At 38.1% G+C, this 14,116-nt stretch carries 10 protein-coding genes; 5 read left to right on the forward strand and 5 right to left on the reverse strand.

Translation table 11 applies throughout. The features are described from left to right. Positions 1 to 202: 202 nt before the first annotated feature. Entirely contained in the window at positions 203 to 2,200 is a 1,998-nt protein-coding gene (locus PPA04_RS08175; protein WP_057783176.1) for a cation:proton antiporter, read from the reverse strand. Positions 2,201 to 2,344: 144 nt separating this feature from the next. Then, on the reverse strand, positions 2,345 to 3,304 hold the full coding sequence (locus PPA04_RS08180) for a nucleoside hydrolase (protein ID WP_057783177.1): 960 nt from the start codon (positions 3,302 to 3,304) through the stop codon (positions 2,345 to 2,347). 166 nt (positions 3,305 to 3,470) lie between these two features. Between PPA04_RS08180 and PPA04_RS08185 the strand changes: the two genes are divergently transcribed. After that, positions 3,471 to 4,454, forward strand: coding sequence for an NAD(P)/FAD-dependent oxidoreductase (locus PPA04_RS08185; protein ID WP_057783178.1), 984 nt, complete (start codon positions 3,471 to 3,473; stop codon positions 4,452 to 4,454). 100 nt (positions 4,455 to 4,554) lie between these two features. Here the strand turns inward: PPA04_RS08185 and PPA04_RS08190 are convergent, their stop codons facing one another. Continuing rightward, positions 4,555 to 6,714, reverse strand: a complete 2,160-nt coding sequence (locus tag PPA04_RS08190; RefSeq protein ID WP_057783180.1) for an LTA synthase family protein — start codon at positions 6,712 to 6,714, stop codon at positions 4,555 to 4,557. 178 nt (positions 6,715 to 6,892) lie between these two features. Between PPA04_RS08190 and PPA04_RS08195 the strand changes: the two genes are divergently transcribed. Genes PPA04_RS08195 through PPA04_RS08205 form a run of 3 tightly spaced genes read left to right on the forward strand, consistent with a single transcriptional unit; the run spans position 6,893 to position 9,233 of the window. Next, positions 6,893 to 7,324 carry a GNAT family N-acetyltransferase gene (locus PPA04_RS08195; protein WP_057783182.1) on the forward strand — a complete coding sequence of 144 codons (432 nt, stop codon included), beginning with the start codon at positions 6,893 to 6,895 and terminating at the stop codon, positions 7,322 to 7,324. Positions 7,325 to 7,350: 26 nt separating this feature from the next. Beyond that, the gene (locus PPA04_RS08200) at positions 7,351 to 8,469 is read left to right on the forward strand and encodes a YibE/F family protein (RefSeq protein ID WP_057783183.1); all 1,119 of its coding nucleotides are present in this window, start codon (positions 7,351 to 7,353) and stop codon (positions 8,467 to 8,469) included. Then, positions 8,466 to 9,233 (forward strand): YibE/F family protein, encoded by a 768-nt coding sequence (locus tag PPA04_RS08205; protein ID WP_057783185.1) that lies wholly within the window; start codon positions 8,466 to 8,468, stop codon positions 9,231 to 9,233. The genes PPA04_RS08200 and PPA04_RS08205 overlap by 4 nt, the downstream gene beginning before the upstream one ends. A gap of 48 nt (positions 9,234 to 9,281) precedes the next feature. Here the strand turns inward: PPA04_RS08205 and PPA04_RS08210 are convergent, their stop codons facing one another. After that, the gene (locus PPA04_RS08210) at positions 9,282 to 11,945 is read right to left on the reverse strand and encodes an MMPL family transporter (protein WP_057783186.1); all 2,664 of its coding nucleotides are present in this window, start codon (positions 11,943 to 11,945) and stop codon (positions 9,282 to 9,284) included. A 112-nt stretch (positions 11,946 to 12,057) separates the two neighbouring features. After that, entirely contained in the window at positions 12,058 to 12,978 is a 921-nt protein-coding gene (locus PPA04_RS08215) for a magnesium transporter CorA family protein (RefSeq protein WP_057783188.1), read from the reverse strand. A gap of 164 nt (positions 12,979 to 13,142) precedes the next feature. On the opposite strand from PPA04_RS08215, the gene PPA04_RS08220 reads away from it, so the two are divergent. Continuing rightward, positions 13,143 to 13,883, forward strand: coding sequence for a TerC family protein (locus PPA04_RS08220; RefSeq protein ID WP_057783191.1), 741 nt, complete (start codon positions 13,143 to 13,145; stop codon positions 13,881 to 13,883). Positions 13,884 to 14,116 lie beyond the last annotated feature (233 nt).

The following is a 14,116-nucleotide window of genomic DNA, read 5'->3' on the forward strand; positions in this document are numbered from 1 at the left end:
TAGTGGGCACGACTTGGAGCCACAAGCCACTTCCCCAAGCTCGGCTTTTATCTAAGCGAAACCCGCTAAGATAAACGACACTACTGAGCCCATTTGCTTCCAGATTAAGTGAGACGCAGGACGGCAGTTAAACTATTTTTTTAGAGACTGAATCGTTTAACATCAGTTATTGAAGTAGTTTTGATACTTTCAGCTTTCAGTTTTAATCATAAATTTCATCATTTTGCATATAAATCAGTTCGTCATTTGAAATTTGTTCGTACAGAGCTGATGCAAGCTCACGGGTAAGTTTATTTTCAGTAAGTTGGTTTTGAACATAGTTATATTCAAACTGAAATGCCTTAATAAACAGTTCTTCTTGGATTTCATTACTGTTTGAATTATTTTGATAGCGACGATGGCGTTCGCGGTAATACCGTTGGACGATCGAGATATCCGTGCGACTTTCTTTATTTACCTTAGGACTTTTTAAATATTTAAACACTTCTTGAGTTGCACGATTTTCTATTTCGACGATTGTGTCATGTTTACTCTTGAACTTCTTCATTAATTTAGGGTTATGTTTCATTTGTTGTTGGGCTATTTTGATTTTTCTGCTATGCGTTAATCGTTTGAAAAAATAGATGAACCGGTAAGCAATTTGACGCCAAATGCTTTTCAAAACACTATTATCAGAATGGGCATCTCGGGTTAACATGGTGCGTTGATAGAGGCGGCGTTCTTTTTCTGTGATGTCTTCATTTGCCACCATTTCGTCTAGAACATCATTTTCAACATCGCGAGTCTGGGCAAATAATTGTCTTAAAATCCGTCTGCTTTCAATTTTTTCTGGCTTATTTTGACTATGCAAAGTCGAAATAACAGCTTGAGTTTCCAAGGGGTCTTCGTTTAATTCGGTTATTTTTTGAATCGCATAATTAATCATTTTTCTGCGTGCAGAATTGGCGTCTTCCCATAAAAAGGGTTCTTTTTGACGAGGAAGCAAAGCTGGTAAAATTAAAGAAGGAACTAACATACTTAAAATGATTACAATGCTGGCAACAAATAAAAGATCATTTCTGTATGGAAAGACCGTGCCATGCAGCGTCAAAGGCAATGAAAAGGCAAGTGCTAACGTAATTGTTCCATGAATACCACTTAACGCAATGATCCAGCAATTTGTGTTTTTATATTCCGGGCGGACACGAATAGTGGCAAATCCCATGCGCAACCATAAATATCGCAAAATGGTCATTAAAGCATAAAGCAAGATGCTTAATCCCATCAAAAATAGCAGAAAGCTATTGTTCCGATAAGAGATGTCGGCAATAACGGTTGGTAAAGACACGCCCAACAGCACAAACACAAACCCGTTCAAGTTGTCTGAGAGGACTTCCCAGGTGGTGTTGCTGACAACCTGTATCTTGGTTGAAGTAAGCCGTAGACGCCCTTCTTGGACGCCGTGAACAAGTCCTGCAGCCACTACAGCTAAGATTCCGGAGACATGTGCTAATTCCGCAATAAAATAGACGAAAAATGGCATCAAAATTCCTAAGGTGACGATGACGGAAGAATTATCCATTCGGTGACTGATTAAAAAAGTTCTCAGGGAGACCAATAAACTTCCCAAAATCATGCCTAACAGTAAACCACCTAAAAAAACATATGAAAAATCAAAAAAACCAAAAGTAAACGAAAATTTTCCCGTTGTAAAAGCCTGCAAAGCTAAATCAAAAATTACGATTCCAGAAGCATCATTGAAAAGTGACTCATTTTTTAAAGTTTGCATGGCCTCTTCTGGCATTTCAATGTTGGCGGTAACTGAAGAAACAGCGACAGCATCGGTTGGTGTGATGATGGCTGCTAACGCAAAAGATAGGGGCAGTGCCAATTCAGTTAATGTTAAGTGAGTGACAACGCCGACGATACTGATGGTCACTAAAGCAAGACCAACGGCAAGTGACAGTGTGGTGGAAAAAGAACGTCGCAGAGCACGCATGTTAGTGTTCAGGCCATCATAAAACATTAGTGGTGCTAAAACGATGAGCATAAAGAGATCCGGATTCATTGTGTAATGACGATAATAAGGCACAACAAATGCCACAAGCAGGCCGATTGCTATTTCAATAAAGGCAAGGGGAACTTGTGTGAGTTTGCTGGCAATAATATTTGAAATTAGTACCGCAATCACAAGAACTAAAACTAAAACGACGATTTCCATGTGGTTCACTCCCAAAAGTTATCTGAATCTAGTTTACCATATGGGTTGGTAAATATTTGACTGGTAAGTCTTGAAACAGGTTGTTAAGGACTGAAAAGAGTTGCAATCAAATTATGATTGCAACTCTGGTTATCCCTAATTTTATTAATTTTGAGAAAAAAGTTCGGAAAAGTATGTCATGAACCGTTTGAGATAGGTGTCTTGATTGACCGTTAAAGCGACAGATACATTAGGGTGTTGATCGGTTAATCGAGCTGGATCACCAATGGTTCGACCCCACATTTCTTTAGTTGTATCCACAAACATATTGATATCAAGTGTTGAAACTAAACTTGGATCCAAAGCGACTCCAACTGCCAGAGGATCATGAAGGGCACAGCCATGGAGATGAGGACTGGTAATTTTATAAACATCAATGTAATAATCCACAATATCTGCGAACTTTTCTCCGGCAACAGTGTTTAATTTGCGCCATTGCGCGGTTTCATTTTTAGTTAAAAGGGTTCGTAAAGTGACATCGAGGCCAACCATCGTGATGTTCAAGTTGCTTTCAAAAACTTGGTCAGCAGCAGTTGGATCTTGATTTATATTGGCTTCTGCTACTGGTGACACATTTCCTGGAACGGTTAGTGCGCCACCCATTAAGGTCACATTACCAATTTCGTTTTGGATTTCTGGGGCTTGTTTCAATGCCTTTGCTAAATTAGTCAAAGGACCAGTGGGAACTACGATCAGATCTTTGCCATAGGTATGGGCAGATTCAATTAAAAAATCCACGCCAGATTTAGTTTCTGGTTGCCGTTTGGCGGTGGGGAGTGAAACTTCACCGATTCCATTTTTACCATGGATTTGTGCACTGATCGGCATCACTTCAAAATGAGTGGTTGTGGAAGAGTGTGATTCCCCAAGGAAAACGGGGACATCCTGTTGACCAAGTAGTTCGAGAATTTTCAAACTGTTTTGGGCTGACAATGGAGTTAACACATTTCCATATGAAGAAACAATTCCAATCAAATCAACATCTGGAGCAGCTACTGCGTATGCAATGGCCATTGCGTCATCAATACCAGTATCTAAATCTAAGATCATTTTGCGTGTCGCCATGAGGAGCCTCCCAAATTTTATTGTTGGTACACCATAATCATACGAAATAACGAATCTAAATACAATTTAAATTTGTCTTTTTGAGTGACAAATTTAAAAATCAACACTGACTGAAAATCGTGTTAAAATTGAACAGTTATCTTACGTAAAGAAAGAAGGATAAAACGTGTCTGACATTTATGATATTACAATTATTGGTGGTGGTCCTGCAGGAATGTTTGCGGGCTTTTACAGTGGCTTGAGAACAGCCAAGGTGCAAATTATTGAAAGCCTATCCCAACTTGGAGGGCAAGTAAGTGCGCTTTATCCAGAAAAATATATTCATGATGTGGCGGGTTTTACAGGGATCAAAGCAAATGAATTAATTGAGAAATTGCATAAACAATTAAGCCAATTACCTGTTGATGTGCGGTTAAAAGAAACGGTTACTGACCTTATCCAACAAGAAGATGGCTATAAAGTAGTGACTAACCGCGGAACTTATGAGTCAAAAGCCATCATTATTGCTACCGGAGTTGGGGCGTTTAGTCCGCGTCGCTTGGCAGTTGAGGGTGCTCAAGAATTAGAAGATCAGCATATTTTTTACACAATCTCGGATCCGCGTCGTTTTCAAGATAAAACAGTTTTGATAGCTGGCGGAGGTGATTCAGCGATTGATACTGCCTTAATGTTGCAAGAAACGGCTAAACATGTGTATTTAATGCACCGGCGAAATCAGTTTCGGGGGATGGAACACAGCGTTGAATTACTTGAAAAATCTGAGGTTGAACTATTAACTCCATTTTTAATAAAGGAAATTGAACAAACAAATGAGCACCTTTTACTGACAATGAAAGAAGTGAAGGGGGAGCGTCTTTTACAAAAAGAAGTTGATGATGTGATCGTTAACTATGGTTTTATTTCAAACAATAAAACAATTAAGCAATGGCAAATTCAGCCTGAACAACACCACCGAATGTTTACGGTGGATCGTCAAATGAAAACGAATCTTCCGTTAATTTATGCAATTGGTGATGGCGTTGATTATGAAGGTAAACTTGACTTAATTGCGACCGCGTTTGCTGAGGGACCAATGGCAGTTAGTGCTATCATGAAGGAATTGTATCCCGACCGTCGTGGCCCATTGCATAGTACGTCGATGGAACTTTAAAGAGTAAAAAACGAGCCCCAACCAAAACATATGTTTTGGTTGGGGCTCGTTTTTAGTTTAGTTGATTCAGTTAGCTTAACTATCGTTTGTCGCGTCTTTGTTAGTCATCAGAATTAGAATCTGGGTTGGTAATTTGGATTCGATTATTCTTAGACTTAGAGTGGGTTGCTTCTGGCGCATCAGTTTTATACAAATCCTCTAAAGAACGATCACGGTTTTTAGAGTACATTGAGGTCGACTTCAGACCAAGTTTCTTTTGAATATTAAGTTCTTTTTGAAGCCCATTTGCATAGTTATAAAGCTGTGAATTAACAGCTTTAAAGCCCTTAGGTGTGTAGAATCGTAACAAATTTTTCTCGTTTAACGAGTCAGACATACTAAGTTGCTTGTTAACTTTTTTCTGATCCTTTGCAATTTGCTTTTTCAAAGTCTTATTCGGCGTCACAATCTGGCCGGTACTGTTATCGTAAATAGTCCCGCTGATCGAGGTGTAGTTTGGTGTAATGAAATCCTGATTTCTAAAAGCAACCACTTGATCGTGTTGTGATGAGAAAAGGTCCGTTCCAAATAACATGTATTTCTTGGAGTTGATCCCAAGAAGATGCAAAAGAGTTGGAAGAACATCAATTTCGCCCGCGTACTCTTTGTTAATGCCACCATTTTTGACACCAGGGACATGAATCATGAGAGGTACACGCTGCAACTGAGTATTATCCCAATCCGTCCAATTATCGACGGGGTCGCTGCCGTATGACTTGAAGTGACTGGAATCTTGACTAAAGGTCTTGGCTAAATTCTTATTTGCTGAGTTAGAAATCCCGTAATGATCGCCATATAAAATAATTACAGAGTTATCATAAAGGCCTGACTTCTTTAAGAAAGTGAAGAATTCTTTGACAGATTGATCAAGATAATTTGCCGTTCTGAAATAGTTATTTACGGAAGTATTGCCTGTGTCTGGAACCTTAAAACTGGAATCTTCTTTATCTAAGTCAAACGGAAAATGGTTGGAAACTGTAATATATTTAGCGTAAAACGGCTGTTGCAAGTACTGCAAGTATTTAATGGAATCCTTAAAGAGTAACTTATCCTTTAAGCCATAACCGGTCGATTTATCACCTGACGTATCAAAATAACTAGCGGAGAAGAAGTACTGATAACCCATATTCTTATAAACGTTGTTACGATTCCAGAAACTGGCTACATTACCATGGAAAACAGCTGAAGAATAGCCTTGTTCTTGTTTTAAAATGGCTGGAGCCGCTTGGAAAGTTTGATCGGTACCAAGCTGGGCAAACAAGGAGCCTTGAGACAGCCCAAACGTGCCGGTTTCGAGCATGTTTTCGGCATCACTGGTTTTTCCTTGACCAACTTGATTAAAGAAATTCGAAAATGAGTAGGTGCTCTTGCTGTGATAAATTTTATTCAAAAACGGTGTGACAGTTTGACCTTCAACCTTGTCATCAATCAAAAATTGTTGAAAACTTTCTAAATGAATGACAATGACATTTTTACCTTTGGCGATGCCATAATATTTTTTATTGGATTTTGCATAATGACCACGGACATATTTTTTAACGGTTTTAAGTTCGCTCTTAGTTGCACTGGAACGCATTTTGCTCGTTTGTTCCGTTTTGGCACCATCGTAAACTGTGAACGCATCAAGTCCGAGGTACTTGACGATGTAGGTGCGATCAAAAGTTCGCGTGATTAATTGCGGACGATCAATTTCAGCGAACATTAAGTTAAAACCAAAGAGAAGAACCGAAAGTGAAGTTACTTGGAATCCGAGTCGTTTTGGTAAAGGATTTCTGTCAAATTTGATTTTGCGCATGAGCATCAAAACTAAAATAATGACGAGGTCCAACCAAAATAGCAAATCATGGGGCTGCGTTAGCGCTAATGAGCTCCCACTTAATCCCTGATCTACTTTGGAATACCCTAGCATTGTATTGATTGTCATGAAATCGGAAAATTCACGATAGTAAATGACATTGAGATAAAGTAAAAGAGAATTTCCAAAATCAATTAATATAATCAGTGGATAAAAAAACTTGGCTCGCTTCGCGTACAGCGCAAGGCCGAATAGTAAGAAGGTAATTGCCAAGGGATTTATTAGCATGATAAACCATTGAAAAACGCCGGAAACCCCTAAAGAAAAATCGGCGAAATAGGCGAGAAGTGTTTTCAACCAGAAAAGGAATACTAGAAGAAAGAAAAAGCCCATTCGGGTGTTGATTTTTGAAATAAATTGCTTCATTTTTTGATTGCTAACCTTCCTGTGAATATCTTTTTTCCTTACGATTTGATTCACAAATATAGAGTCATTTTAACATAATTTTATTAAGCAAATGCTTAAATTTAGGTTGAGTTTGTTTTTAGACCGTCAAAGAGTTTATAATTCAAAAATAAAAGGAATTTTTGATAGGTGATAGATTATGGAAATAAAAACAGCGTTTGGTAACGGTAATGCAGTCTATGATGATAGTATGAAAATCAGGACGGCTGTGTTTATTCATGAGCAGAAAATTGATGCTAGCATTGAACAGGATGAAAATGAAAACCGATGTTTGTATTATGTCGGCTACATTGAAAACAAACCAGTAACCACAGCAAGGGTCATTGCAACGAAGGAGGGAACCTTGGTGCAACGGGTTTGTACGCTCAAAGAATATCGACAGCAGGGCCTGTCTTCACAAATTTTTAGTGCGATTGAAAAAGACGCTAAAAGCAACAAGGTGGCTCAGGTATGGCTCTTTGCTCAAGACCACGCTCAAAAATTCTATTTAGAAAATGAATTTAAGGTTGTGGGCGATCAAGTGATGGAAGCAGGAATTGCCCATCATAAAATGATCAAGAAAATCAAGTAAAGTTTTAGGATTGAGATGAATGTATTGTGAGTAAAGTTCAACCCAGATATCAGGTGAGTTGGTTTACGATCTTATTTGTAATTGTGATTGGTGGGTTGCTGTGTTTTGCCACACAACATAATGCAGCTTTGTATAAAGCTCCAGTTGGTCAGATCATTAAGGTGACTAACGAAAAAAGGATTAAGCAGGTGGATAATTTTCATAATCACGATTATTCACAAAAGCAGATTTTAAAAGTCCGAGTTTTAAATGGACAGTATCGAAACAAAACACTAAATGTTCAGAACACGTTTTCTGCTTCTAACGCAATGGATCAAGCATATCGTAAGAACCAGCAAATTTTTTTGGCTGTGCAAAAAAAGTCGGATCATAAACTACAAGCGACGATTACGGACTTGAAACGCGACACGTCAATTGTGTTTTTAAGCTTGTTGGCAATTAGCCTATTATTGCTAACGATGAAATTTAGCGGATTTATGGCACTTTTAAGCGTATTACTAAACGGTGTCCTATTTTTCTTGGCAATTAAACTCGATGTATTATTGCAAGGCACCAACGTTTTAGAAATTTTTGGAGTTTTAGCCTTTGGATTTGCCGGTTTAACGCTATTTTTAGTGCTTGGTAAAACCAAGCAGATGGTGGTTACTTTTGGAGCGACGATTTTAGGAACATTGGGATCGGTGTTAGTAACTTTAATTGTTCTCAATCTAACGCATGATCAAGGACTCCATTTTGAAACAATGGAGTATGTGACTCAAAGTCCTAAACCAGTGTTTATTGCAGAAACAATTTTGGGTTCATTGGGTGCAGTTATGGATGAATCCACAGATATAATTTCTAGTCTGTTTGCGGTCCACCGAGAAACGCCTGATTTGACGCACCGTCAGTTGTTTCTATCTGGCCGGGAGATTGGTAAATCCATAATGGGACCTTTGATTAATGTACTTTTCTTAATCTTTATGGCAGATACTTTTGCGATGATGGTGCTTTATTTACGCAATGGCGATAGCTGGGGTTATGCCTTCACCATGAATATGTCATTAGGAATGGTTCAAAGCTTGGTTAGTGGTATTGGTATTGTTTTAGCCATCCCTGCTGCCAGTTGGTTTGCAAGTAGTTTATTAAAAAGAGGTGACCGCGCATGAGCACAATTTCAGTGTTGGTGCTGATTCTCTTTGTGGCAATGGTTTTGGTTGGTGGGTTACAAGGACTAAAGTCATTTCTGAGTTTGGTAATTAACTTTGCCTTAATTTTTATGACGGTCGTTTTAATTGGACTCAATTTTCCGATTCTGGGAATAACTTTATTAAATGCCGTGATCATCCTGGCTGTGACAATTTATTTAGGGGATGATGATCCGCTAACAACTGAAACAGCTTTTTATGGGTCAGTTTTGGTTATGGTGTTGGTGGTTTTGCTCATCATTCCAATGGAGCACTGGGCTGTGGTTCAAGGATTTGGCAATGAGAATACTGAAGACCTTGAAGGAATGTCATTACTGGTTGGAATCAAATTTTTGGATGTGTCGATTGCAACCACCATTTTAAGTAGTTTGGGAGCCATTGCCGAAGCGGCCATTGCAATTTCAGCCGGGTTAGGTGAAATTCTGAGCCAAAACCCTGAAATTCCGGTAACTCGTTTATTTAAAGATGGTATGTCTGTGGGTAGACAGATTATTGGTACCACGTTTAACACGTTGTTTTTTGGTTTCTTTGGTGGCTTTTTAGGATTGTTCATCTGGTTTGAACGGCTAAATTATACGTGGGGCGAATTTGTGAATAATAAGATTTTTGTGTCAGAGTTACTAATGATTTTAATTTCGTTTATTGGTGTGATTTTGACAATTCCTGTCACTACTTGGGTGATGGAACTTAAGGTACAAAGAAAAAGAGCTAAGAAAATTGGGTAATTAAAAAGGCATCGCTTTAAGTGGCGATGCCTTTTTGTGATGGAAACTTTAATTTTTATCATAGGATAGGTGAAGTGCAGCTGTGATGCCAATTGGAAAGAGTAATCCCCAAACCAGTTGAGAAATAAATACGATTAAGGCAATTTGAATAAAAGAAAGTAATTGTGTAAACCCTAATGCTAGTAGTGGAATTAAAGTCATAATACCGATTAAAATTAGTAACGGGTCGAAGAAATTAATTGCGCTTAAGTAATTATCAGCAGTTGCACGAGTTGTTCTCAAAATTATGGGGATAAGAATTCCCAGACTTAAGCAACTTACAATCAAGCCAGAAATTATGGGAACATCAGCTAACAGTGGGGTTTTCAAAAGTAGGTTTGAGAACCAATTTGTTAATTGAAGACCACCCCAAAATGTAATTAAGAGACTGATGCTTGCATAAATGGCGAATAACGATTGTGAAATGATCAAAAGATACAAAATAACCAAACCAATTAGCCATGGAACCAGATGAGTGAGATCGTGATTCAAAGCCTGCTGTTGTTTTGCCACATCAACCGTTTCTCCTGAATAGTGCAGAAAACTTTTCGATAAAGAAGTTCCTGATAAGGTTACATTAGTCAGTTGTTGTACTTGTTTCAAAGTGCTGGTCGCTTTTATTGAAGCCGTTGTTTTGTTGAGTACAACTGAAATGGTGGTTTCCTTATTGTTAGATTCATTGAATTGACTAAGTGCATTTTTCATTGGATCAGTTCTTAAATCTACAGAAGTCATATAGAGCACGTTAAGAATTCCAGATTTACTCAAATTATCTAAGTAACTTTGTTCCCCAATTAAGTTCTGCTGAGCAATTTGGACGTTTTTACTGTCCTTTGTTAGGGCAACACCGGTAGTTTTAAGTACGGATTGGACTTTATCAAAATCATCAGTAACGCTTTGTTGATCATCTTCAACTTGAGAAATGTTGTCGGCGATGACGTTATTATTCGAACTAACCACGCCAATATTATGACGTAGTGTTTTTAAGTCACTAATCAGGTTTTTATTGTGGGTACTCAAAGAAGACAACGCCCGTTGAATGCCTGTTGAATTTCTAGAAGTCTTTCCCGAACGAATTGCGCGGTCAATTTCAGCTTGTTGCGACTGCATAGTTGTAATGTCAGTGGTTAATTCGTCGGCCTGATTGGCAACTTGTGAGCTTTGTGACTGAATTTTACTCAAATTAGTCGCATTTTTTGATAACTGCTTGAGTGCAGAAGTTAGATTTAAGTTTTTTAATTGTTTTTGTGATTTTTTTAGAGATTTTTGAGTGTTGGTCAAATTAAGATTAGCCGCCGAAAGTTGACTGGTAACGGAAGCTAGCTGCTTGTTGACATACAAATTGGTCAGTGAAATACCACTTGGCTGGGCTACTGAATAAACGTTGGCCACATTCTTATTTGCCTTTAGTTTTTGTGTTAGCTGATTGAGAGTTGCCATATTTTTTGTAGTTGTGATTGGTTGTTTGTTGGTGAGCGTAATTGTGATTGGCGAGACTTTACCAACTGGATAGTGACTAGTAATCACCGACGCGCCAACTTTTGCCTGACTTAAGAATGGTGTGTCAACCACGCTGGACCAGTTTAACGGTGTCATTTTAATCAAACTGACTAGCAAAACGAGAATGAAAATACTTATCAAACTAATTAGGGAACGCTTTTTACCTAAAATAGCACTTGAATGCCAGAAACTGAAACTAGGATTAAGACTTTTTCCATTTCCAGGCCAGAAAAACAGATCATCTAGAAATTCGGTGAAAGCCGGCATCAAGGTGTAAAAGGCTATCCAAACTAAAGTGATGGAGACGGATAGTATCCAAAGAGAACGGAGAGTAGTATTTCTTGCTAAAAGCAATAAACTACTTAGCGCAATTATTGGCACAATGCTAAGTAAGGTGGGTAGCCAAGAATCCCAATAACTCTTTCTAACTGCATTCTGATTTTCATAGTGGTCACAATAGAAACGATAAAAAACAGTTGCAGCGATTGGAAATAAACCGAAACTTACCACTAGTATGATTGTATTCGTGTACGCTGTGTAAGGCATACTTAAGAAGCGAGTTGCCAGTGTCGCGATTGAAAAGCTTGATAGATAAATAATCCCAGAAAGTAATAGGGTAATTAAAGGCACCAAAACCGAACGGAAAATTAGACCAAGAATGAGCACAACGAGAATGCAACTAATAACAATCACAAGCTTATTGGCCGCCTGCGTAGCCTGTACACGGGCAATTTGAAGCACATCATTACCAGTTATGTACGCATGAACTCCCGTTGTTTGGATTAAGCTATAAATCTGGGGAATTAAGATATGAAACTGTTTTTGAGATTCTTTAAAATGAAGAATACTGAGTTCCGTTGACTTATCAGTTGAGTTTAGCCGATGGGCGGCATTAGAATCATTTCCAGCTTCGATTGATTTAAGTCCTAGAAACTTTTGGTTAGCTTTTAGTTTCTTCTGATTTTCTTGAATAGCTTTCCGCTGCTTTGTACTTAGAGTACCATTTGAATTTGTGTACACTATGGTGGCACTAGGGGCGTCCTTTGTAGGCAATTGTTGACTAAAGCTGGAATTCCAGCTTAACGAGTTGGGCAGCAAAATAATCATACCGACCAAGAGAATAAACCAGGTGATTAAACTTGCTATTTGAAGGGTATTTTTCTTTTGCATCATATTTTCATTCCTTATGTAATTACGTATTTATTAATTTAAGTTTAACATATGAAAATTGCCAGAATCAGCGCTAAATCAAACTCTATGAATTAAATACGCTTTTAATCAAAAATTATTTTTTAAAAAAGTTATTGAAGTTCAAAACTAAAAGAACAATTAAAATCAAAATAATTGTAATAAAAATGGTAATCTCCCAGCCTAAAACAGAATGACTGAAAGGAATTAACACATTTTGACCAAAGAAGCCAAAAACAATTGAAGGGACAGCTAGGACTATTGAGAAGACTGTCAAAAATTTCATTGTATTGTTTAGGTCACTGTCCAAAATGTTTGAATTGGCGCTTGCAACCCGTTCAATAATATCTGTTGCTAACTGGGCCATTTCTTCTCCCTGTTGGGATTCAACTATGACATCTTCAAGTTGTTCGTGTTGATCCTTGGTCATTTGAATCTCTTGCATCCGATTCATACTAGTTAAAAGGGCATTATTTGTTTTCAATGAAGTTAAATAATAAACCAAACTAGTTTCAAGATGAAGCATATCTGAAATTGAACGGCGAGAAATTCGATGAAGCATGGTTTTTTGAATCTGTTGTCGCTGCCGATTAATGTTGGTCACAGCGTCGAAATATTGGACAGATAGTTTGTATAATGTCCGAAAAATAATTGTTAAAGGCGTGACTTCATTTTTAGCATGGGCCAAAGCAGAAGACAGTTGTTGATCAAAGAGCTTCTCTACAAATTCGGTTGAAGTTCGCGTGAAGGTCAAAATATAATCATTAACCAACATAATCCCAATTGGTTCGGTACTACCACTATCGGTGATATCCTTTGATAGGACATCAAAAATGATAAGAAAAATGTTGGCATCACGATCAGTTTCAATCCGAGCGCGTTCATTAGGGTCAATGGCATAACCTAACATTTCTTCAGTTACTTGATAATGATGAATAATTTTTGCAATTTCAGCTTGCGTCGGTTGGTTAATGGCGACCCAGGTATGCTGTGAATTAATCTTTTTTTCGGAAATCATTGTTGTAGCCTCACTGGAAATTTCTAAAGTTCATTTAAGCTAATTTTAGTCCATCGTGGCCCGTGCGTCTATGTAGGAAAGAAAAGAAAGTTTAAATTGAAGAATATTTACGTTGGTTTGAGTTGGTTGTGGTATTATTTTATGCATGGAAAGGAGCACTAACGATGCAATTACTTTCAAAACTATATGGCCCTTTTTTTAATCTGCATAATTGGGAAACGGTGTTAACATCTAGCAGTGACTGGATGATTATTTTGTCACTGATCATGATTGAATGTTTATTGTCGGTTGACAATGCCGTTGTTTTGGCAACTCAAACACAAGCTTTAACGAACTTAAAAGAACGAGAGAAATCTCTATTTTATGGACTTTGGGGAGCCTATATATTTCGTTTCTTAGTCATTGGAATTGGTACGTATCTCATTCACATCTGGGAAATAAAAATAATTGGGGCACTCTATCTCCTTTATATGGTGTATCGCTATTTTGCGCCCAAACAAAAAAAGAAAGAGTCTTCTTCAAAGGTTACATTAAAAAAAGAAGGTCACTTATCGTTATTTTGGTCGGTAGTTCTTCAAATTGAAATGATGGATATTATATTTTCAGTAGATTCTGTTTTGGCATCACTAGCAATTTCGTCTAATCCTGTTATCGTCTTGCTTGGTGGCATGATTGGAATTTTGTGTATGCGGGGAATCGCAGAAGTCATTATGAATGTCATGCGTAAAATACCAGAGCTGGAAACCATGGCTTACTTTTTAATTGCGATTATTGGAATTAAGCTATTTGTCTCCATTCCATTAATTGGTTGGGAAATTCCGTCTGGGATTTTTGCCGGCATTGTTGTGGCCGCTGTTTTGATAACGTTGGTCGTACATTATGTCCGGGTGAAAGTGCAAAAATGATGATTGTGCGGCAAAGCGCCTTGTTCCGCTCACTTTTTTTAGGACAGCTTCACCAGGCAGCCTCATAATCATAAGCAAGATTCCTGCGGGATTACGATCCCGCCTCCATCTCACTTATGATTATGTGGCAAAGCGCCTTGTTCCGCTCACTTTTTTAGGACAGCTCCTTGTGGCAGACCCATCGAGATAATCATGCCTAAACGCGCGATCACGATCGCTCGACCGGCACACCT

Origin of the sequence: Pediococcus parvulus, from assembly GCF_007990205.1 — a bacterium.
GTDB lineage: Bacteria > Bacillota > Bacilli > Lactobacillales > Lactobacillaceae > Pediococcus > Pediococcus parvulus.